Source organism: Rhizobium sp. NFR07 (genome assembly GCF_900111905.1).
Taxonomy (GTDB): Bacteria; Pseudomonadota; Alphaproteobacteria; order Rhizobiales; family Rhizobiaceae; genus Neorhizobium.
In genome coordinates, this window is sequence record NZ_FOKM01000001.1 from 223713 (window position 1) to 245877 (window position 22165).

23 protein-coding genes are annotated in these 22165 nt (G+C 58.5%); 5 read left to right on the forward strand and 18 right to left on the reverse strand.

Going from position 1 to position 22165, the window contains the following annotated elements:
- Nucleotides 1-58 precede the first annotated feature (58 nt).
- The 4 genes from BM216_RS00960 (at nt 59) to BM216_RS00975 (ending at nt 3991) form a co-directional block, all read left to right on the forward strand.
- Nucleotides 59-970: a LysR family transcriptional regulator gene (locus BM216_RS00960; protein WP_092993559.1), complete on the forward strand. Its 912-nt coding sequence runs from the start codon at nt 59-61 to the stop codon at nt 968-970.
- A 431-nt stretch (nt 971-1401) separates the two neighbouring features.
- Entirely contained in the window at nt 1402-2340 is a 939-nt protein-coding gene (locus tag BM216_RS00965; protein WP_143102698.1) for an alpha/beta hydrolase family protein, read from the forward strand.
- Between the two features lie 499 nt (nt 2341-2839).
- The gene (locus BM216_RS00970) at nt 2840-3256 is read left to right on the forward strand and encodes a nuclear transport factor 2 family protein (protein WP_177230668.1); all 417 of its coding nucleotides are present in this window, start codon (nt 2840-2842) and stop codon (nt 3254-3256) included.
- A gap of 126 nt (nt 3257-3382) precedes the next feature.
- Nucleotides 3383-3991, forward strand: a complete 609-nt coding sequence (locus tag BM216_RS00975) for a TetR/AcrR family transcriptional regulator (RefSeq protein WP_177230669.1) — start codon at nt 3383-3385, stop codon at nt 3989-3991.
- Nucleotides 3992-4649: 658 nt separating this feature from the next.
- Here the strand turns inward: BM216_RS00975 and BM216_RS00980 are convergent.
- From BM216_RS00980 to tssI, 9 genes are all read right to left on the reverse strand, one after another.
- Nucleotides 4650-4847, reverse strand: coding sequence for a hypothetical protein (locus tag BM216_RS00980; protein ID WP_092993568.1), 198 nt, complete (start codon nt 4845-4847; stop codon nt 4650-4652).
- Nucleotides 4848-4938: 91 nt separating this feature from the next.
- The gene (locus BM216_RS00985) at nt 4939-5361 is read right to left on the reverse strand and encodes a hypothetical protein (protein WP_092993571.1); all 423 of its coding nucleotides are present in this window, start codon (nt 5359-5361) and stop codon (nt 4939-4941) included.
- A 22-nt stretch (nt 5362-5383) separates the two neighbouring features.
- Nucleotides 5384-5932 carry a hypothetical protein gene (locus tag BM216_RS34545; RefSeq protein WP_244530027.1) on the reverse strand — a complete coding sequence of 183 codons (549 nt, stop codon included), beginning with the start codon at nt 5930-5932 and terminating at the stop codon, nt 5384-5386.
- Nucleotides 5929-7146 (reverse strand): hypothetical protein, encoded by a 1218-nt coding sequence (locus tag BM216_RS00995; RefSeq protein WP_092993574.1) that lies wholly within the window; start codon nt 7144-7146, stop codon nt 5929-5931. Before BM216_RS00995 ends, BM216_RS34545 begins: the two co-directional genes overlap by 4 nt.
- A gap of 2 nt (nt 7147-7148) precedes the next feature.
- On the reverse strand, nt 7149-7526 hold the full coding sequence (locus BM216_RS01000) for a PAAR domain-containing protein (RefSeq protein WP_092993577.1): 378 nt from the start codon (nt 7524-7526) through the stop codon (nt 7149-7151).
- 161 nt (nt 7527-7687) lie between these two features.
- Entirely contained in the window at nt 7688-8221 is a 534-nt protein-coding gene (locus tag BM216_RS01005; protein WP_092993580.1) for a cytochrome c oxidase subunit II, read from the reverse strand.
- 27 nt (nt 8222-8248) lie between these two features.
- Nucleotides 8249-8449 (reverse strand): hypothetical protein, encoded by a 201-nt coding sequence (locus BM216_RS01010; protein WP_092993583.1) that lies wholly within the window; start codon nt 8447-8449, stop codon nt 8249-8251.
- On the reverse strand, nt 8446-9288 hold the full coding sequence (locus tag BM216_RS01015) for a hypothetical protein (RefSeq protein WP_092993586.1): 843 nt from the start codon (nt 9286-9288) through the stop codon (nt 8446-8448). Before BM216_RS01015 ends, BM216_RS01010 begins: the two co-directional genes overlap by 4 nt.
- Nucleotides 9289-9295: 7 nt before the next feature.
- The gene (tssI, locus tag BM216_RS01020; protein ID WP_092993589.1) at nt 9296-11488 is read right to left on the reverse strand and encodes a type VI secretion system tip protein TssI/VgrG; all 2193 of its coding nucleotides are present in this window, start codon (nt 11486-11488) and stop codon (nt 9296-9298) included.
- A gap of 213 nt (nt 11489-11701) precedes the next feature.
- Between tssI and BM216_RS01025 the strand changes: the two genes are divergently transcribed.
- Complete coding sequence (locus tag BM216_RS01025) at nt 11702-13003, forward strand: hypothetical protein (protein WP_143102699.1); 1302 nt, start codon at nt 11702-11704, stop codon at nt 13001-13003.
- Nucleotides 13004-13005: 2 nt separating this feature from the next.
- Here BM216_RS01025 and BM216_RS01030 read toward each other — a convergent pair whose 3' ends face one another.
- From BM216_RS01030 to BM216_RS01070, 9 genes are all read right to left on the reverse strand, one after another.
- Nucleotides 13006-13578, reverse strand: coding sequence for a hypothetical protein (locus tag BM216_RS01030; RefSeq protein WP_143102700.1), 573 nt, complete (start codon nt 13576-13578; stop codon nt 13006-13008).
- On the reverse strand, nt 13568-14131 hold the full coding sequence (locus BM216_RS01035; RefSeq protein ID WP_092993598.1) for a hypothetical protein: 564 nt from the start codon (nt 14129-14131) through the stop codon (nt 13568-13570). The genes BM216_RS01030 and BM216_RS01035 overlap by 11 nt, the downstream gene beginning before the upstream one ends.
- Complete coding sequence (locus BM216_RS01040) at nt 14128-14706, reverse strand: hypothetical protein (protein WP_143102701.1); 579 nt, start codon at nt 14704-14706, stop codon at nt 14128-14130. The genes BM216_RS01035 and BM216_RS01040 overlap by 4 nt, the downstream gene beginning before the upstream one ends.
- A gap of 375 nt (nt 14707-15081) precedes the next feature.
- A complete protein-coding gene (locus BM216_RS01045; protein ID WP_092993604.1) occupies nt 15082-15951 on the reverse strand; it encodes an alpha/beta hydrolase in 870 nt (289 codons plus the stop codon).
- 86 nt (nt 15952-16037) lie between these two features.
- Complete coding sequence (locus BM216_RS01050; protein WP_092993607.1) at nt 16038-17078, reverse strand: ABC transporter ATP-binding protein; 1041 nt, start codon at nt 17076-17078, stop codon at nt 16038-16040.
- Complete coding sequence (locus BM216_RS01055; RefSeq protein WP_244530053.1) at nt 17075-18682, reverse strand: ABC transporter permease; 1608 nt, start codon at nt 18680-18682, stop codon at nt 17075-17077. Before BM216_RS01055 ends, BM216_RS01050 begins: the two co-directional genes overlap by 4 nt.
- Nucleotides 18683-18874: 192 nt before the next feature.
- Entirely contained in the window at nt 18875-19843 is a 969-nt protein-coding gene (locus BM216_RS01060; RefSeq protein ID WP_092994992.1) for a Fe(3+) ABC transporter substrate-binding protein, read from the reverse strand.
- Between the two features lie 222 nt (nt 19844-20065).
- On the reverse strand, nt 20066-20743 hold the full coding sequence (locus BM216_RS01065) for a response regulator (protein WP_092994995.1): 678 nt from the start codon (nt 20741-20743) through the stop codon (nt 20066-20068).
- Between the two features lie 14 nt (nt 20744-20757).
- The gene (locus BM216_RS01070; RefSeq protein ID WP_092993610.1) at nt 20758-22158 is read right to left on the reverse strand and encodes a sensor histidine kinase; all 1401 of its coding nucleotides are present in this window, start codon (nt 22156-22158) and stop codon (nt 20758-20760) included.
- Between the last annotated feature and the right edge of the window lie 7 nt (nt 22159-22165).

Below are 22165 nucleotides of genomic sequence, written 5' to 3' on the forward strand. Positions count from 1 at the left end.
AATACATCGAAATGACACAGCCGTTGTTAGCCCAACTAATAAATGATAGTTGGATGGCATGAGCACGCTTCTGCCGAGCCAGGATTACAACCAGCTTCGCGCCTTCATCGCAGTGGCGGAATGCCTCAGTTTTAGCCTTGCCGCCGAACAGCTCGGCGTCTCGCCTTCGGCTCTCAGCCAGATGGTCAGAAAACTCGAAGACGAGGTCGGCATGCGGCTTTTGCACCGCACGACCCGTAATGTCTCCCTGACGGAGATCGGTGAAAGCCTGTTTCAACGTGTCCGGCCGGCCGCCCATGAGTTGGGGCTTGCCGTGACACAGGTTCGGCACGCCGGCGAAAGGCCAGCCGGAACTGTTCGTATCCACACGTTCAGATCCGCTGCCCAGAAGCATCTGGAGCCGATACTCGAAGATTTCATCGAGCGGTATCCGGATATTGTGCTGGACATCACACTGGACGACGAGGTCGTTGACATCGTTGCGGGTGGTTATGACGTCGCCCTACGCATCGGCGAGGTCATCGAAAAGGATATGGTTGCGGTACGACTGGGGCCGGAACTTCGCCAGATTGCGGTCGCAACGCCTGACTATCTCGGCCGTTACGGCTGCCCGGATCATCCGCGTGATCTCATCGACCACCGCTGCATACGCTGGCGCTGGCCCGGTCGCGCGACACCCTATGCCTGGGAGTTCTTTGAAGATAATGCATGGTTCAGCGTCACCGTCGACGGTCCTCTCATCTTCAGCGACAAGGAGAGCGCGCTGAGTGCGACGTTGAAGGGCATGGGGATCGGGTTTCCGGTCGAGGACACGGTTTCGGCATACATTGCGGAAGGAAAGCTGGTCAACATTCTCGACCAGTGGTCGGCACCCTTTCCCGGCCTCTTTCTATGTTATCCGCAACAGCGTCAGATGGCGCCGGCGCTGCGTGCCTTCATCGATGCAGTGCGTGCAGGACCCGGACGGTGATCAGACCATCATCGCCAGCACGCACGGTTGTCCTAAAACATCCCGATATCTGCGATCGCGTTCCGCTGATGGTCCTGGGGTAGATCTACCGATGCTGGCCGAGGGAGCCGCGGATGGTCTGCGCGACTTCATGGCCGATGCGGAGCAGCGAACTCCTGGCAACTCGGCATGGGTGTTGTCGAACAGCACTTGCTTGAAAACCGTCACCTCCGGCAAACCTTCGTAGTTTTAGAGGCTGCAAGTCAGGCATCTGCTCCTCGAAGCCTATCGCCCCACTGCAACCCTTAAACCTGGCAAAAACGGGCGCATCCCCTATGTCGCTTTAGTCCGACAGCCATGCGGATGGTCCACCGTCGAAGGGACGAAAGCTGACAAACACCGATCAACGCGGACCGTGCCGATATATTTCTCTTTCTGAAATCGGAGGGCTAATGTCCGATACTGTCACAAAACAAGATTCCCAGAATCTCGACGACACGCTCGATGCGATCGCAAAAGGTCTCGCCTACAGCACGCGCTCACCAGTTGTACGAACCCCAGCCGACAGTGACCTTGAATGGCAAGACATCTATTTTCCCTCGTCGGACGGGACTGTGCTGGAAGGATGGTTCATTCCGTGCAAAAGTTCGGACAGGCTGATCATCTGCGCGCACGCGTTCGGTTTCAGCAAGGCAGGGTTCCCCTCACACCTAGAGCCATGGAAATCGGCCTGGGGGCCGGGCAACGACTACGAAATCAACTTCATTTCCGATTACCGGATCCTGCATGATCACGGGTACAATGTCCTGGCCTACGACTTCCGTAACCATGGGCATAGTGCTGCCGCCAACGGCGGGCTGACATCCAACAAACGGTTTGAGCTGCGGGACGTTCTGGGCGCGCTGGCTTACGTGCGCTCTCGTCAAGAGCTTACAGAGATGACCATCGGCCTGTTCAGCAGATGCATGGGTGCCAATGCCACTTTCCGAGCGTTCACCGATCACCCCGAGGCGTTCACGGGAGTGCGCTGCATTGTCGCCCCTCTGTTGCTTTCAGCACGTGTTGCGCTGGAGTGCAGCTTGCACGGCGCCGGGCTCGCGGAACACGCAGACGATGCGGATAGACGGCTGCAGGAGATCATCGGCGTCTCGGTCTCCGCCGAAGGCCCGCGCGACTGGGCGCGATCGGTTACACTACCGACGCTTATCTATGGCGTGCGGAGCGATCCGGTCACGCGGCCGTCCGATCTGGAGGGGATCTTCGAGGCAATCGGCACAGAGGAGAAATCGATGTTCTGGATCGAAGACACGAGTAGCCGCTGGGATGGATATACATGGTTTCAGCGTCACCCGGACCGGATTCTGGCGTGGTTCGATAAACATATGCGTTGATACGCGTCTCAGAAACCTACAGATGGACTATAAGTGCGCAGCCGGCCGACGCTCTGTGGAAGCCTCATCACGACACTCGAAGTTGTGTTTTGTGATTGATCCGGCGGGATCGGCCAGAATTTCTTTATGGCGGACTGGCGGATGGAGGACGTCTCAAACTGTCGCGCGTCGGTTTTCGCGCCAAAACTTGTAATTTGCATCTACCCCAGTGGGTATGGCTCTCAAAGCAATCCCGCACTCGCCATGCTGATTTACTCTGACGTGCCGGGCATCGCGCACAGCTTTGCTCAATCCGGCGAACCTATCCAGACGTTGTTGATAGGCTAACTTCGGCAGCATATCGAAGGAAGGTTGACCTTCTTGTGGCGTGTGATGTTGGGGGGCTGCGTTGGCCAGGTAAGTCAACGAACCGTTCAACAACAAATATTTTTGGAACGATCAGTCCATATTTATGTTTTATCGCAAGCGGAATTGGAGATTTCGTGGAAAGGAACAATCAATGCCGTATTCGGAAATCGAGCAGTCGAACCTGAACATCGTCAACGCCGCGCTTGCGGCTTCTTCTAGAGACTTTGCAAAATTCTTCGATATCTTCGTCGAGAACGTTGAATGGACGCTAGCCGGTCACGGGCCGGTGGCTGGAACCTATAGCAGCAAGACTGAGCTATTCGCGAAGGCCGAGGAGGCCTTGTTCGCGCGGTTTGCATCTCCCCTAACGATTACAGTCGACGGCACTTGGGCCGACGGAGACAACGTATTCGCACGGATCAAAAGCGCTACGACAGCAGCGGACGGCAAGCCGTATCGAAACGAGTATATGTATATCATGACCATGCAGGACGGCCGGGTCGTCTCGGGGATCGAATGGCTTGATTTCCATGCCTATTACGAGATCATAGAACGGATCAAGCTATAGCGAGGTTGCCTTTTTCGCCGTAGGGTGGAGGGCTTAGAACATGCGACAATTGAATTCTTCGAATTACAGCCGCCGGGCAATCGGCGGCTGTATTGGTTTAGGGCAAAGCAGACGCTGGAAGGCCGTGTGAAAAAAACAGAAAAGCAGGCAAGGGGACGCCCTCGCCAGTTCGACGAAACAGCAGCACTCGTGGCAGCAACTCGAGTGTTCTGGCGATGCGGCTACGCGGGTTCGAGCATGAGCCTTCTCCTCAAGGAAATGGGCATCAACCGAGCCAGCCTCTACGCGACCTTCGGCAACAAGGACGCACTCTTCAAACGCGTTGTCGAACGGTATGAGAAAGAAAAAGAAAGCTACATGCGCGAAGCGCTTGCTCAGTCCTCTGCGCGGGGCGTAGCAGAGCATCTCCTGCGCAACACCATCGATCTCAAGACGGATCGCGGTGATCCACGGGCCAGCATGGCGGTGGTGCATTCATCGAGTTTCGGGCCGGGCGACATAGCGCTGCGAACGTTCATTCGTGAGCGCGGTGATTTCTGGCGAGAGCAATTGGTTTCGCGCATCGTGAGAGCACAGACCGAGGGAAACTTTAGCTCAAATCTCGATGCACGCGGGCTCGCACTGACCTTGAAGGCAGCAACCGATGGTCTTCTCGCAGCGGCTGGCGCCGGTGCAACGGAAGTCGAACTTGAAAGCATAGCGAAAACATTCCTGGGCCTTTGGCCGGGCCGCTGAGGTGCGGGCCTTGAAAGGATCTGAACCAGCGACCCGTCGCGGAGACGTCTAGCTAACGGTTTGAACAATCGACTATTTGACTTCAGTGAAGCTCAATCCAAGGCATTAGAAACTAACATAATTCCGAGTTATGTGACCTTCAGTTCCCGCTATGGATGAACATCAGAAGCTTGCAACTCCCGTCTGACGGTGGTTGGCATTAGTTCAGCCTGAACAAGCTTCCGCGTTGGGCAGCGCGAATGAACGAAGGACCGCACCCATGACCGTCCGAAAAGGTCTCGGCTTTCCGAATAATAAACGGTGCATGTAGGCAGTAAAGCCGCTTCGCGTATGAGCTGAAGTAGGCTTTCGTCGTGTCCGCATCGCGGATGCCAGCATCAACACAAATTTTCAACTCCGCGAAGCGGATCGCGCTGCTGACGGGTAGCCTGCACAGGAGTTTGCTTCTCGCGCATATTGATACGTTCAGCGGCCGGCGACTTATCACATCTCAAAATCCGTGATCGCATCCGAGTTGCTGTGCGCAAACTCTATTGTGAACTGCAGGATCACTGTAAAGCTCGATACCACCCACGGGCTGAGAGGCTAATCGGGAAAATTCAGCGCCCTTGCTCACATCGTTGAACGAATATGTCGCAAAATGTTGAAGCTCAGATCATCAACTGTTCACGGCCGCAACCAGAAGAGCTTGGGCATTGGCCAGATCAATGTTGACGACCTTTATAGAGTAAAGATCGCTGCTTTCCTTCCATCCTAGGTAGACAGCATAAATCCCGTAGGCTGAGAGCATTGCGACGAGCACATCGGCTTTAAAGCGCGTCTCCATTTGGGTCAGCGTAACCAGTTTTCCGGGCATGCGATCATCCGTTGTGACGGTAGAGAAAGTATGCTGGTGATACGGTGAGATCACCGAGGCATTGCGATCCCATGGCGAGAGAAACGGGTCATCAGGATGGCATAGGATCCGTCGAGAACAGCGCGTTATAAACGGTCGGCGGTTCATCGAGATCGAGCAGGGAAATTTCATAGGCCTGAGAGAGGACATCATCCGTCAGCACCGACATACCCCGATCAGCCAGAAGGGAGATGATGCGTTGCAGGTGTTCGTTCGTTCCTTGCAGGCGAAAGACAGCTGCAAACGGCCCCGCGAACGACAGTTTCACCGCGGCCTGAAAGTCATCCTTGCCAACAATCAGGGTACGGCAGACGTCCGTGTTGGGCTCGGTGTCATCGACGACAGAGAAACCGACCGTTGTAAGACCCGGGCGGATGTCGTCGTAACGACCTGCATCTAAGGCTTCACGGACAAAGCCGTAATCCGGTTCCTGGAGATCTCTATACGCTTGGCGAATATAACTGTCGTAGTTCATCGTCTTGTCTGCCTTGCTGTATTCACGAAGAGGGAAGCGTCGATTCCGGCCCGGCCGGATGGCCGTGAATGCGACCATCATTGCCCTGATGCACGCGAACCTTCGTCTGGCTCCCGCCATTTGGCCCGGTTCCTACCGGACGACCAAAATCATGATCCTTTACGTTCGGACGGCCTGGAACGGGTGTCCCTTTCTGCCACGCTTCCTGCGTCAGGTCATCCGCTTCCTCGCGGTCGCCGTTGAAGGTGGATGTCGGCTTTTTCTGCCTGTCGCGGTTCTTGTTCTGCGGCGTTCCCTTGACATGGCCATCCTGCTTCTGCCCGGCGATTTCCGGCGGCGGAGGCTGGCAATTGCCCGAGCATTCTTCAGGCTCCTCATCGGCCGATTCCACATGGCTTTCATTGTACATTTTGTAAAGTTCATAGCCTTCGTAGGCCAGCATGGCCAAGCCGATCGCCACGCCGACCGGCCCGAGGAAGCCGAGCGCGGCACGAGCTCCAAGCCTGGTCGCGACACCCGCGGCCGCTCGACCGAGCACCGCCTCTCCGCCTGCGACGGCCATAGCACTCATGCGCGTATCCCTTCCTTCGCCGCGTTCGCCATCAGCCGCATCATGTCGTTCAACCGGGCATCCGCGTTTCCGCCCTTGAGATGCGCCCGGATGTCCGCCGATTCGATGAACTTGCCGTCACTTGCCCCCATCAGATAGGTCCACTGGAAAAAGCCCCGTTCGGTTTTCAATCCATGGGCGCGCGCCTGCATTTCGTGCCGCTCCATGAAGATCAGCGCTTCTCGATCATCCATGTCCTGCAACAGATGCGGCGCAGACCGGCGGAACACCGCCACGCGACGGTGGCGCGAGGCCTGCAGTCGGCTTTCTCCGATCGCCTCGATGGTCAGCCGGGTCAGCCGCAGCATGCCTTTTTCGGCAGCGACATCCTGAGGCCGCCGGCCGCGCTTGATGCTGCCGCCCCATTCGGCGGCAGGGGCAAAGAAGATTTGCTCGGCCGGGCCCATCAGGCGGGCGACCTGTTCCGGCGAGAGCGTCGGGAACACCTGCATGATCACATTCGGATCGGCATGGCGGAAGACGACGGCTTCGTAGCGCTCCTTGCCGTCACCATCGGCATCGATGGATGACGCCTCCTGATCCGGTTCGCCGGCCGCCAGCGCGATCTCGCCCTCTGCCGAAGCTCCTGAAAGAGCCGATCCGGCAACGGCGTCCCGCTCCAGCGGCAGGAGTATCCGGTTGATACCGCGCAGATGGCGGTAGATCTCCTCTTCCGCCATTGAGCGGTCGCCGATCCAGAACACGACGCCCGGCTTGTCTTCGACCAGTTCGAGCAGGGCTTCGATCCGACTCCTGACCCGCTCCGGCCGGTCGATCTCGTCGGCGGGCAGCATGCCGCCGCCGCTTTCGTCACCATTGGCAACCGCCTCCGCCATCTCGGCAGAGAGCCTTTCCGCCAGTGCAGCAAGCTCTTCGTCGCCCGGCTCCGCTGAATGATCTGCGGCATTCTGCGAAACCGGCGCCGGCGGTGCCATGCTAAGCGACACCAGCCAAGGTCCGCCAAGTACGACGGCCGTGTCCATTCCCGCCTGGCGATAGAGCGGACGATGGCTCAGGCCGGCCGCCGAAAGCCGCGACGGAAGACCGCCGAAGCGGACGCCGTCCATCACGGCATAGATGCGCTGGTCGCCGCCATCAGCGATTTCGAAAAGACGAGCCAGAAAGGCCTGCCAGATGACGGAAAGCCCCGCCTTCTCGTCAGCCGTCTCCGCCATGCTTAGCCCCGAACCGTCGGAATTGACTGCGCCGCCATGCCGGCCTGGCAGGCGGTGCCGCTACCGGCGGCCTTGGCCTCCTCATCGCCGATGAAGACATTGGATGACCCGGTCTGGGCATTGCCCCCGCAATCGATCGCATCCCCGATCCGCCCGGCCGGCTTGCCATTGATGAAGACGGTGGCCGAACCGGCCGCAAGTGCCCGCAGATGGGAAGGTTGCGGGCAGGACGGGCAGCCATGCGGGACGTAGGCGTCACCGACCCGCATCAGCGGGCGGTTGTTGACGTAGACATCCGGGCTGCCGCCGGTCGCAGGCGTCGGCGGGAAATGGCAGGAATGGGCGGAGCCGATGTCGGCGCGTCGATGGGCTGGGGGCATGAGCGAATCCTCTGTTCGCGACTGTGTCAGGTACCATTCTGTTCGTAGTGGGAAGAGGCAATGCCTCCCGTTGTAGAAGGCGGCGAGTACATCGAGTATCACCGATCAAACGACCCCATAGGCTATAGAAAAAGCATGTTTGTGTTCCCATGCATGGGATCTCACTTTGGTGATCCGCAGCTTTGTGTAACGACCGTGCGCTCCCATTCGCCGTAGGCAGCGGGCTGCAGTACGTCGACGTGAATGCTCGCACCCTGGGGACCGCCTGCCGTCGGCAACTCGGCCTTGGCTCTGTCGGCAAGCCTTGCGCCTTCGATTATTGTGTCGCTCATCCGGCCGGGGATAGCTGTCTTGCGAATGCCCAGCTCAGCGATCTCTAGGTCGACCAACCGGTCCTGCGACGTGTACATCAGCCGGGTCTGCCTGTCTTGCGGAAGAACAAGATGATTGACCAGGACAGCGCAGTGCTTGGCATCCGCCGTTTGATGGCGGAACACCCAGTTTCCTGAACTGGCTGCGGCAAAAACGCTCGAACCGGGTTCCTGCGAGCCGCCCGACACCAAAAGCGCCAATGCGGCCTCGCAGCTCACGCGATCCGTGCCTGTCATACCGTCGCATAGCGAAGCGTTATTGTCGTCCGCCAGGGTCTGCCCGCCAAGGGTAGTGAAGATCAGGACATAGATCAGCTTGCGCATATTATGGTTACCGGACAGGCCCTCTTTTCAGCGACGGATATTTTTATAGTTCAGGTAAAAACCGAACAGGAATAATAGCACGCAGACTGCCAATATCGCGATGTTCTGAAGCGTCAGATCGGCGCTGGTCAGAAACAGAGCCGACAGAATAACGATCCCCGACACGATCATCAGCAAGTAGCCAAGCATCCCCGCCAACATCCAGCCGACAGACTTGATCAGGCTCATGATTGCCCTCCGCTTCGGCCAAATTGCAGGAATTTCTCGATAAATTCCTTGTATTGCGCAAAATCCTCCGCGTTTTTGGGATCCTGAAGTACCACGTCTGCAAGTTTCTGCGCCGTCTCGAAGAGCTCCTTGTAGTCTTCGTCCGACAATCGATGGTCGGGATCACCCGTGATCATGGAGATGAAAATCTGCACGACGTCGATTGCATCACCATGCTTCAGAGCAACATGCAGTGCCGCCCCCCAATTCACAGCCAGAAAGTTGAAACCGATGATGGCAGCGGCAGCACCCCGTGAGGCCTGGCCTTTCACCCTGCCACCGCTCTGCATCCAGGCGGTAAAGGCAGCCCCGCTCATGTAGCGTCCGACCATCCGCGATCCACCATGCAGGAGACCGGGCAATCTGTCCGATAATTGCTGTGTAATATCGACCTGATCTAGTTCCCTCCGAACAACGAGACGAGCATCCTCGTTATTGAACAGTTTCCAGAGAAGTCCGCGGAAGATCAGATAGTAGATTGCGCTGCCGGCCGCCTGCGCGACATTATAGATACGCTGAGTCTGCTGATTGCAGACCGATTGAATCCCTCCTCCATAGAATCCGGCGGTGCCAGCGATCCAGTGCAGGCAGAGCGTATAGTCGAATGGCCAGGAATAGGTACCGTCAACGAACCCCGAGACCGTCGATCTAAGGTAGTCCAGCGTACTTTGTGGCTTCTTGTTTGCAGCTCGCTGCAGGAAATTCCCGTCGCTGAAAGGAATTTCCACCGCTTCGGCTCCGTTGCCCCCAGAAGCTTCGTTTTGGACCACGTTGCCTGAATAAGTAATACCTCCGGACATCTAAGCCTCAATTCAGATCGATACGTTTTGACAGAACGCTAAAAAACGTTGTCAATTTTGATGTCATGCTACTGGCAAAGACCATGATAGAATCACTGATCGACATGGTTAGTTTCGTTCCCGATAGAATGATTTCGCCGGTCGGAAGCAGCGACAACCTCGAAGCCCCGCATACAAGTTCAAGCTTCTGCTGCGCCTGGATGACGCGTTTTCCGCCAGCATCCTCGACATGATTTTCTACCGACGAGATATCGATGCTCTTGCCGGAGATGACCTTGAATTCGGTTCCTGTGGAGATCGTCTTGTTGAGGCCGATATCTTCGAAACTGGTCAGGCCAACGATTTCAAGCTTGGAGCGATCAATGGAGGTGAACATGTTGCCGACTCCTGCCACCGACGCTCCAAGGATGCCAAAATCATAGCCTACCATGGAGATGCCGCGCGCACCCCAAGCATCGACCTGCGAAATGAGCTTGCCGATCCCGCTGGGGCCGACCGTCACGGTGTAATTGCCGCCGATCGATTCGCTCTGATTGTTGCCGATCTCTATCGCCTTGTTGTGCCCGACCGACTGCACCCAGTTGTTGTCGATACGCTCAGTGTGATTGTTGCGCGTCTTTTCGTTGCGATCCTTTTGCGCATGCAGATAAATTTCTTCCAGGCCGTTTTCGTCCTCGAAGGACATCTCGTTGAAGCCGTGCCCCTTGTGGGTGTTGGTGCGGAAAATGCTCTTGGTCTTGTTCGCCGGCAGATCATACGGCACGGCGGTGCTTGGATTCGGCACCACCCCCGTCACGAGCGGCCGATCCGGGTCACCATCGACATAGGCGACCATCACCTCCATGCCGATGCGCGGGATGATCTGGCCGCCCCAGGTGGAGCCGGCCCAGTTCTGCGCCACCCGCACCCAGCATGTATCCGACCCGTCCTTCTTGGCCTTGCGGTCCCAGGGGAACCATACCTTGATGCGGCCGTACTGATCCGGATGGATCTCCTCGCCCTCGGGTCCCGCGACGATCGCCACCTGGGTGCCCTCGATGCGCGGACGCTTCGTCTCGCGATGCGGGGTCATCGGCACGCGCGACGGCACGGCTTCGAATTCCTGGCGATATTCCGGCTCGTTCGTATTGGTCTCGTAGGACCGGTCGACCACGGTGTAGACCGCCTTGATCAGCACATGCTCGTCATAGGCATGGTCGGGATGGGCAACCTCGTAGGGGGTGAACCGCCGGCCAACCTCGAGGATGCGGCTAGTCGAGGCGCCGAAGACCCGGTCGTGGTCGGCTTCTGAGGCCTGCGACCTCAGCTTCTGCGCCCGCTCGGCTTCGGCCACCGATGAGATGCGGGCCGGGTATTCGTAGAGTTCGCGCTTCGTCGCATCCGGCATCTGCACCAGCGACGGCGTCATCGTGCCCGGCACCATGCGCGGCGTCTCGAAATTCCAGTCGGCACCGGCGCGCTGGCCCGGCACATAAGAGAAGCGACGGGCCCATTCATTGATGTGGTTGCGGTCGGACGATCCCTGCGCCAGGCGCACCCTGCCCTCTCCCTGCGCCGACGGTGACGGCCCGAGCCAGCCATTGGCCGTATCGGCTACATGCAGCTTGTGTTTGCCGTCTTCGTGGCTGAACCAGTAGAACAGCCCGTCCTCCTCGAAACGGCGGGTGAGGAAAGCAAGGTCTGTCTCGTTCCACTGCACGCTGTAGTGCTGTGGTGGTGGCGCAGAAATCACGCCCGAGAAGTCCGGTGCCGGAATGCCGTGTTCGGAAAACAGCGTCTCGCAGATTTCGACAGAGGTCTTGTCCATCCAGATGCGGCAGTCGGAACGACGCGACAGAAGCCACATCTGTGGCCTGAGCACCATCGCATAGGAGCGCAGGCCGCGGGTGATCGGCGGGCCTTCGTTCAATTCGGTGACGAGACCGTTGAACGGGCGGCGGATGGCCGAGCCCTCCTCGCCGTCACCCTGCTGGACCTCGATCGACACGTCGATCACTCGGCCGATCAACTCTTCCGGCTTGATCTGGCTTTTCTTGGTACGGGCATAGAGGCGGATCTCGAACAGCGACGACACGCCCTCCTCGATCGTCACCCGCTCGGCGAGCAGCTGATCCTCGCCCAAGGGCGACACGATCTTCAGGATGCGCGCTGCCTGGATGAAATCGGCAGCGGAGGAGGCATTGTCGGTGGAGAAATCCATAAGTACCCCAGCAGTCCAAATAACCAAGAAAAACACCACCGAAACCAAGCTGGTCTCCAGATGGCGAGAAAAATGCACTTCTTATATGCAAAAAACATAGCGCACGAAGCATTCAGGTCAACCCTGAATAAGCCAGAATTGAGACCATAGTAGTCCGTTTGTTTGTGCCATTGAATTCTTGGCCGGGTATCGCCGAAGTGCTATCCGAAGCAGATGCCATACTCTGCTCAGTCGGCCAGTTCCCTCGGTGGTATTCAAACTGCGCTTCAGCAGTTGCGACTGACCATCAACTTACTGTGGCATTTCTGGCCGCAACTGGCGGCGCTCTGGCTCCTCGGATTTATCGGCAATCTGCTGCTGAACGAGATCGCGGCGATGATCGGGCGCTGGAATTCGCTGGCCGGCCTCTCGATGCTGGCGATTGTCGTTCTGCTGAAACTGATCGTCATCGTCGCTCTGTTTGAGACGGTCCGCCGCGGTCTTCCGGCTCTCGATGCGGCCTCGCGGACGCTAGACGAACGGCCGGACGCCCGTGAGGAGATAACGACAACATCAGGCAATTTCGTCAGCGCTTTGGCTCTCACCCTTGTCCCCTTCTTCGCCTTCTACGCAGCCTGGGGGTTTCTTGGCGACACCGTGCGGGATTATTCCCGTCTGTCGCTCAGTCTCTTTCTTTCCGGCGAGGCAACCGGCCTGCTGGACGTCTCAGGCGGCGCATGGCTGATCGTGCCCGTTGTCGTCGCCTGGGCCGTGCGGCGTTTCGCTAAAATGATGCACAAGCGTTCGCATGCATCGATCTGGCCTGTCCTCATCGTGGTTTGCGAGGCGAACTGGGCCTTTATCGGTCTTTTCGTGCTGTCAGAATGGCAGGACGATATTCGTGCCTGGTTCAGTCATCTTCCGGAAACGATCGGAATGTTCTTCGGCCTCCTTGCACCCGTGACGGACGCCGCCGCCAATCCGGCCATTCCGCTGCCACCGGAATTTTCTTCGCCGCCGATAGGAACGCGCCTGATCAGCCTGTTCTTTTATGCACTCTATCCCGTGGTCTGGTTGACGCTTGCGGCCCTTGTCTATGGCTATGACATCCACGGCGAGCGCGCGCCTGGCGAGGGACGTCTCGCCCGTGCCGTTTCCCGCTGGCAGGCATTGCCGAAATCCCTCCGTGATTTCATTTCGCACTTTCTTGCAGGCACGCTGAAACGGTATCGGGCGCTTGCCGAGGGCATCGGCCTTGCGCTGAATTCCGGCGTTGTGCCGGTTCTCGTCGCCATTGTCGTCTATCGCCTTCTGGATTGGGGATCCGCCTGGGTCTGGTACGGCCTTACGCAGCTCATCGGCCCTCATGACCTGCCGCTCTGGCAAATTATTGCGCAGGTTATTTCGCCCTTCATCGGGATGCCGAGCGAACCAGGCGAAGGTCTTCTGGTCACGCCGATCAAGATATGCCTGCTGGCCGCCACGCTCGAAGTCGGTTTCGCGCAAGGGCGGGAATGGAGGCGTCGCGCGGCGTGACGTCAATTCAGGGAGAGTGAAAAGCCGATGGCTTTCGGCCGCAGGGCCGCAACGCTCAACCGGGCGGACAGGGCCGATACTGCCTCAGCCGGGACGACAAACTTCTCTTCGATCAGCACTGCATGATCCTTCGGAGGCGGCGTCAGCGACGTGATACCGCAGCCACTGACAGGATCTTTGTCAGGCTCGAGATCGCGGCTGATATCATTCGAGAGGTTGACGTCGAGCGGCCGCCAGCGACGCCCTGCCCCGTCCGTCAGGCTGATCTCGCACTGCCCCCAGCCTTCCCCGATATCCCGCGTGGCAGTCGCCACCATGCGGACGATGACAAGCCGCATCTGACCGGGAAGCTTCAACTGCGTGTCCCGGCCATCGCCAATCAGTCTCACCTTTTCGAGCCGCCATGACGCACCGGCATAATCGAGGTGGTCGGGGCCGTGCATGATGCTGACCTCGATGCGATGCCTGTAATCCTCGATATTGCGCCAGGCATTGATCGCAATAGCCGCGGCAACGAGCGGCGGCAAGCCGACGAGTGACAGCCACCACATCTTTCTGTCTCGGTCAGATGCCATTCTTGCCGATCTCCAGTCTCTCGCGCAGGCTTGTGTCATCCTGTTGGAGCAACACGCCGATCTCATCCTTGAGCTGCGGATCATATTGTTCGGAGACCATCAGTTTCATGCTTCGTGTCTCGTCCTCGGGGAGCTCGAAGATGAAAATGCCCGTGGTTGGCAAGCCCGGCTGGACGGTCTTCGCCGAGATGATGCCTGGAGCCCCGTCAGGCCGTCGGGATTGCCGATACAATCGGCCGGAAGCGCCGATCAGGGTCGCGGCGCGCACCGGCATGGTCTCCCGAAAGGCCCGCAGCTCGGCGGAAACAACAACCCAGACGCCGGAGCTCTGCAGGTCGACGTCGCGCCCAAAATTTTTATAGGCGATCGTTCTGGCCCTCAAGACGCGGCTGACCTTCACGCTGAAAGTTGCGCTTGAAACAGTCTCGGCCTGCTGCCCGGCTGTGCGGATCGGTCCCGTCAGCATGGCATAGGGCGGTGTCGTCGCTTGCAGTGCCGCAAGCAGCGTCGCGGCCGCGAGTATCGCGATGGATATCAAGGCCGGTCGCATCATGGCTCTGCTCCGGCTGCCGCGGCATCGAGCGGCAACGCGACCTCCGCAAAGCTACCCGAAGGAAACCAGCCGGGCGCGGAGTAGAGATTGTCGCGCGGCTTGAAGAAGGTGCCTTCGACCCGCAGCTGCAAAACCTTGGGGAGGACAAGTGTCTCAGGCACTTCCCAGATGGCAGACACGGCCTCGGGCATCCTCGGCTGTAGGTCCCAAAGAATGCTCCGGTCGCGCTTCAGATAATACTGCGGCTTCGGTGCATCGGGAACATTGGCGAGCCTGATCAGGTCGCCATAAAGGTTAGAGCTTTCCGCCGAAATGTTCTCAAGCACCATGTCGACGACGATGGCCTTCTTGCTCGGTGATATCCGCGCCCCGTTCGGCATCACCGTGCCGATGGCCGATGAGGCAATGGACACATTCCAGCGCCCTGCCTCGACCGGCCTCCCCACCTCGACCTTTGGGACCACGTCGGCTTCGCGTTGCTCATAGAGGGAATATCCCAGCGAGATCGCTGCGGCCAACAGCCCGCCTATGCCGGCGAGCACCCTGGTGAGCCACGCCTTTCTCGTCTTGCGCATCATCCCCGCTTCAGTTCGCGAATTCCGTCATACCGACAGAGATAGCGGACAGCTGGCGATTTATCGAGCATGTCGAATGTCCTTCATCCACCATACGCTCGAATTCTCCCAGCTTAGCCTCTCCATCCAAAAAACCTGACAGCCGTCAGGGTTTTCGCGCCAAGGTTCGTAGCGGCTTTGCTCAACCGTTTACGCGCGGGGCTCATCAGGCAGGTCCGCGATTTCAGTATTGACGGCCGACCCTTCTATTGCCCCGGAGGGAGCATCGGGTGAATACAGCCACCTCATAACGGCGAATGTACATGGCGGTCAGCTAGTGATGCTTTTAGCCGATATGGGGCGAGATCTGAACGCGATCGTGGCGGACGACGTTGTTTAACGCTTGACCGCGAAAGCGATGCTGACGGCGCGGTTGATGGCAGGGCCGAGCACCGACATGTGCGTCTCGCCCGCATAGAGTTCGAATTCTGTGCGGATGCCGTCCACGGAACCATCCAGCCGCGCCGCCATCTCCTCCGCCAGCGTGACCGTCCGCTCGATCTTCCTTTTCTCCAGTCGGGATCCGGCATCCTCGTTGCGGTACTGAAAGGGAGCCAGTTGATCCCCCTCGTATTCGCCGGCGGACAAGTGAAGAAATGGCGCGTTGCCCGGCGCGGCCTGCCGGCGTGCTTCGTTGTTCAGGATCTCACGGCCTTCCCAGTAAATGCTCGGGCTGGCGGCAATCCAGTTGGCGAATAGACCGGGACGCTCGAAAAGTGCATAGAGGGTAAAAAGCCCACCGAAGGAATGGCCGAAGAGCGATCGCCGTGCGGTATCGATCCGCACCATTTCGACGAGCCGAGGAAAGAGCTGTTTCTCGATAAAATCCAGCAAGTCGCCGGTTCCGCCGATAAGAACCGGAGGGCCGCCCTCGAAATACGGCGGATAAGATTTGACCGGCGGCGGCCCCAGATCCCAGGCCCTTCGCTGCGCATTGTAGGGCTCGTCGGACGGATAGCCGATCGCCACGATGACACCCCAACCCACATTCGTCGCCGCGGGATATGGTGCCTGGGTGACGAGGCTGGCCAAGGCGAAGGGAAAGGTCGCATTGCCATCGGTCATGACGAGTAGCGGCCATCCCTGTTCGGGTGCTTCTCCCGCCGGAATAGAGAAAAATATGCGATAGGGTTCGCCGCCCGCCGACGGTGCCAGGTCGAAGTACATTGCTCCCGGCATCGCGTAGTTTTGTGGATTCCCAGTCATGCCCATTCCCGTCAAGGTGCAATGCCTTGCTACGTGTATGCAAGAAGCCAGGCAAGTGAAGAACGTTTGAGTAAAACGGCCCGTGATCAGAACGTCAGCAGCAATTCGGGAACGATGGAAATCGTGACCCTCCTGGCATCTGCCGGCAGAGGCTCTGTCACGACTGTAGTCAGCCTATCCTCCAGTCCCTCGACCTTCAGCACGACCTTTTCCGACGCACCGAGAAAAATCCGTTCTTCGATGTAGGCAGTATGCTCGCCCAGATCCTTCGAGATCCTGATGGCCTGCGGACGGACATACAGCATCCGCGAACCTTCACGCTGAGCGATGGAGGGAAGTACAAACCTGCCGATGGCCGTCTCGAAAGATCCATCCCGATAGGCTCCGGGGATCTTGTTGAAGGCGCAGAAGAAATCCGCGGCATAAGCGTTCGCGGGATGGCTATAGACCTCACGGGGCGTCCCTGCCTGGACGATTTCGCCGGCGCGCATCAGCACGACGCGATCTCCGGAAGACAATGCTTCGGCCGGATCATGGGTTACCATGATGACCGTGGCCCCGGCGGAACGGAGGACTGAGAGCGTGGCGGCCCGCACCCGCTCCCTCAGCCCCTGATCGAGATTGGAAAAAGGCTCGTCCAACAAGACAACCGACGGCGTGGGAGCAAGGGCCCGGGCAAGCGCAACGCGCTGCTGTTCACCTCCGGAAAGCGTATGCGGGAAACGACTAGCCAGATGCCTGATCCCAATTCGCTCCATCACATCCGAAACTGTCGCAACAGCCTCGCGCCGAGGGCGCCCTTTGAGACCGAAGAGGATATTGTCGCGAACCGAGAGATGGGGAAACAGGGCGTAGTCCTGGAACACGAACCCGACACGCCGCCGCTCGGGCTCAATGAATTCACCGCCATCGACCATGCGTTCGTCAAGAAAGACTTGTCCGGTATCCGCCGTCTCTACCCCGGCAATGATGCGCAGAAGAGTGGACTTGCCGCAGCCGGAAGGGCCGACCAACGACAGGATTTCTCCGCCGGTGATTTCCAGCGATATGTCCTTGACTGCAGCGGCGGCGCCGAAAATGCGCCCAACTTTATCAAGCCGCACGGCGGTTTTTCGTTGCATGCTCATAGTGCCTCATGGACCGGGATTTCTCCCTGACGAAACGTTTTGGCGGATCTATCTGGCTCGTTTCGTCCTACACGGGAGAGCAGGATAACGGGGAGAATACTGATGGCGACGATGGCAAGCGCCGCGATTGACGCCTCCTCATAGGTACCCCGTGCGGCCTCCCCGTAGAGATGGGTGGCGAATGTCTCGACGTTGAGTGGCCTCAGTAGCAGCGTCGCCGGCAGTTCCTTGACGCAATCGACGAAGACCAGAAGGGCGGCCGCCGCGATGGCCGTTTTCGACAATGGCAGATGAACGTGACGAAATGTGCCCTGGGTCGACTGTCCGAGCGTTCGCGACGCATGGTCGAGCGATAGTGGAATTCGCGACAGACCAGCTTCTATGCCGCCCGCCGAGATAGCAAGAAACCGCATCGTCAGGGCATAGACCAGGGCGGCGCCCGATCCCATGAACAATAGGCCTGTGGAAACACCGAACCAATCCGATGCGGTGCGATCGATAAACCGGTCGAGCCCGGCGAGAACGATCAGAACACCGATTGCAACGACAGTGCCGGGCGCTGCGTAGCCCATGGTCGAAATCCGCAGCGACATGGCAGATAACCTGCCTGGTCGGACGCGGTTGGTGTAGGCGACAACAAGACCGAACCCAACCGTCGCGGCTGTCGCCAATGCTGCGATCAGGATGGTGCTGACAGCCTCATCGAGAATACGCGGCGAGAGGCCGGCGAACTGATAGCGCTTCCAGGCTTCGGTCGAGAGATAGATAGCCGGAACGATGAAGCCGATGAGAACCGGCAGCGCGCCGGCGAAGAGGAAGAACAAACCTTTCACCGGTCCTGCTTCCTGCTGTGCCAGACCACGTGTGCGCCGCGCATCCGTTGCATAACGTTGCTGTCGCCGGGCAAAGCGCTCCAACCCGACAAGGGCCAATACGACCATCAACAGGGCCAGTGCTATCTGTGATGCCCCCGGCAGGTCCGTCCGGGTGATCCATGTGGTGTAGATCGAGACTGTTAGAGTGCGTACACCCAGAAACTCTGCGGCGCCGACGTCGTTCAATGTTTCCATCAATGCGAGGGCGATGCCGATCGCCACCGCAGGCCGCGCCAGGGGCAGAGCAACACGCCAGAAGACTGCACGGCGTGAAACCCCAAGCGTGCGGGCCGCATCGACCAGATTGCCCGATTGCGTAAGAAACATCGCACGGGTCGGAATATAGACATACGGGTAAAGCACGAAGCCGAGCAGCAGGATGCAGCCAGCCATGGAGCGAACGTCCGGAAGGCGGAACTGCCTCAGCGTCTCGTAACCGAGTATCCAGCGGATAGAGCCCTGCACCACACCAATCGGATGCAGGATGTCGAGATAGGCATAGGCGATGATGTAGGTGGGCACTGCAAGCGGCAGAAGCAGTGACCATTCGAGCAGGCGCCTTCCGGGAAAATTATAGGCCGTCACGAGCCAGGCTGTGCTCGTGCCTATCGTGGCAGTGACCAATCCTACGCCAAGGAGCAGGATTACCGTATCGACAAGGGCGACTGGAAGAATGGTGGAAAAGAGATGTCCCCAGAGCCCTGCCGACCCCTTCATCGCTTCCAGCATCAAGCCCGCGATGGGAAGAATGACCACCAGCCCGGCGCAAAGGGAGACAAGCAGCCAGCCTCGACCGGATCGCCCGGTCCGCCCGGCGACCAGACGGCCAATGACCTGCGAACTGGAAGGCATATCAACGTCCATGATCTGTGAAGGGCGGCGTCTCCAGCCATATCAAGGCTGGAGACGCCGTCATTTCAGCTAGTTGTCAAAGCCGACCTTGTCGACCAGTTCGCTCGCCTGCTTGCGATGGCTGACGATCTCGGAAAGGGGCTTCGTATCGATCTTGAGTTCGCCGAAGGAGGCGATGATCGGATCAACCGCGGCACCGGCCCTGACCGGGTACTCGTAATTCGCCTCGGCATAGATCTTCTGTGCTTCGTCGGAAACGAGGTATTCCAGAAACTTCACGGCCTCGGCCTTGTTCGGCGAGTTCTTCGCAACGGCAGCGCCGCTGACATTCACCTGGGTGCCGCCCTGCTTGAAAGTAGGCAACACGACCTTGATGGCCTCAGCCCACTTGACCTGCTCCTCGCCGCCCTTGCCGGAGGTCATCAAGCCAACATAGTAAGTGTTGCCGATGCCGATATCGCAGATCCCGCCGAGAATATCCTTTGCAACGTCGCGGTCACCGCCGGCGGCCTTGCGCGCCAGGTTTTCCTTCATGCCCGCGAGCCACTTTTCGGTTTCGTCGGCACCGTAATGCGCAATGTAATCCGCAATCAGCGCGGTGTTATAGGGATGCTGGCCGGCGCGGATGCAGACCTTTCCCTTCCACTTAGGATCGGCGAGATCCTCGTAGTTGAAGGATGCAAGGTCGATATCCTTGGCCGCATAAAGTACCCGCCCGCGCATCGACAGTCCGAACCAGTGTCCCTTGCCGTCACGCAACTGGGCGGGGATGGCCTCGTTGAGAACCGAGGATTCGATCTGCTGCGTCACGCCCTTTTCGGCGAGATCGACGAGATTGCCGGCATCGACGACCATAAGTATATCCGCCGGGGAACTTGCGCCTTCCGACGCGACGCGCTCCGCAAGGCCGTCCTTCATGAAGACGGTATTGACCTTGGTGCCGGTCGACTTGGCATAGGCTTCGAGAAGCGGCGCGATCAGCGCAGGCTCGCGCGTGGTATAGAGATTGATCTCGGCAGCAGATGCCAGCGAGGGCATGGAAAGGACTGACGTGGCAAGAAGCACGGAAGTCAGGAGGGCCTTGGCTTTCATGGAGAACTCCGCGATGAAGGGCCATGAGCTTCCGCTCGACAATGGCCAGGTTTCGATGTGGATTTCTGCTGTCAGGCGAAATCCTTTCAACGAAACTCCACTTATCCGCATGAGCTGTGCCAAGCTATGCGGACCAAGGTCCGTATAGCTTGGCAGCCTTCATTCCATTCATCGTGTCCCGCTCTCGTGTTGCCACTCTCTCATCAGCAGCGCAGCTTCGGTTCGATTGCGGACGGCCAGCTTTTTCAAGACACGTGTCATGACGTGCTTGATTGATTTCTCCTGAAGAGAAAGGAAGCGAGCAACTTCCTTGTTGCTGTGCCCCTCAGCAACGAGCGTCAGAATCTGTTCCTCGCGCGGGGTCAGACGCGGCATATTATGTCTGGCCGAGCTCGCTCCAGTGGTCTCCCCAACCGCTGGACGGTCAGTCATTTCCGAGAGAACACGCGATGCAAGCCCGGGAGACACAATTGTTTCGCCTTCGACGACACTTCGAAGGACCGCCATGAGAGATCCGGCTTCGACACCCTTCAGTACATATCCCTTGGCGCCACTCTTCAACGCTTCGAAGACGTCGTTCTCGTCCTCGGAGGCTGTGAGTACAACGATGACGGCATTGTTATCGATGTCCCGAATGCCACGGATCGCTGTGTGGCCGCCACCGGGCATCGAAATATCCAGAAGGCTTATGTCCGGCCGCTCGCGTTGATAAATGGCGATTGCCTCTGCAGCATTAGCTCCCTCGCCAACGATGGCGATACCGCCCTCGTCCTCAAGGCCGCGGACCACGCCCATCCGAAACATCGGATGATCGTCTACGATGGCAACGCGCAACGGCCTATTCATGTCAGCCGACATCGTCATGGCAGGACCATCCTCACAGCCGTTCCGACTGAACCACCGCTGCTGATCTCCATCCGTCCCCCAAGGCTTGCTATCCGCTCTTCCAAGCCGGAAAGACCCAGACCGGCATTATCCGGATCCGCCGTGAAACCAATGCCATCATCTTCCACCAGCACCTCGATTCCATCGAGATGCGGTTTCACCAAGACCGTGATCCGGGTGGCATCGGCATGGCGCGAAGCATTGCTCAACGTTTCCTGCAGAAATCTATAGATGCAGATCCTGGCACCCTGGCTCGCTACGTCAATCTCCGCAATTTCGGCGTCGATCTGAATGCCGGAGTGAAGCTCATGGGCCTTGATCGCCCTGGCCGCAACCTCTCTCCCGGACAGCCCTTCCAATTCCGGAAGCCTGAGGTCGCGGCAGATATTGCGGATCTCATCGATCGCGTCCTGAACCGAGCTGCGGATCAATCCTTCGTCGTCTTCCCGGCCCTTGCCTTTTCTGATCGCCTCGAGGCGCATGATGGCAAAACCCAAAAGCTGCGTCGGACCGTCATGGAGATCGGAGGAAATTCGACGAAGGTAGCGCTCGTTAAGAGCGACAGTCCGCTGGGAGGCTTCATCCACCCGTTGCCGCAGCACTGTGTTTAGGTCCAGCAGCTGTGACAGCTCGCGGACCTGATCGTCCAGCCTCCGCCTCTGTCGCTCGATCTGGGCGCTTCCCCGTGCGACAATCAGGAAAAGGACCGTAAGCATTCCAATGGTGACGCCGGCGACAACGAGCCAACTGCGGATATGCGATCGCCGAAGCTCTTTCAGAATTTCGCTGGAACGCTCATAGAACTCGGCGACCCCGACGACGTCTCCCGTTTTCGCATCGCGGATAGGGCTGTGGATCTCGATGAATGGAAGGCCGCTGATTCTCTCGAATGAATGCTCTTCCCCATGCAATGGATCGAATTCTGCCGTAACAATTCCATCCAAGCCCTTTTGCAACGATGCCTGAGGCGGGAAAGCCTTGCCGACCAGTTCGGGATCGGTGCTGAATGCAACCTTTCCGCCACGTGTCCAGATTTTGAAGGAGAAGATCCGGCTGGCCAGGGGACCGCTGTATATGGCGGCGACGAGATCTGACTGCGATTGCTCGTCCAGTGATGTTTGTGATGAAAGATCCTGAGCAAGAGGCGAGATGATGCTGTCGACAAACAACGCCGTTGCGTCCGCCCGGTTCTGCAATATCGCCCGTTCGATATTCGCTGACACCCAGAAGCCAATAATCGCCATGCCGGCAAGAAGCACCGGAACGCAGGCCAAAGCGAACTGCCACGCATGCGTCAGCTTGATCCGCCGCCCCAGCCCGGGAATCCGATCTTTTATCGACCCTCTCGCTTCGGATAGCGCTGGCGACGGTATCATCGTTCTC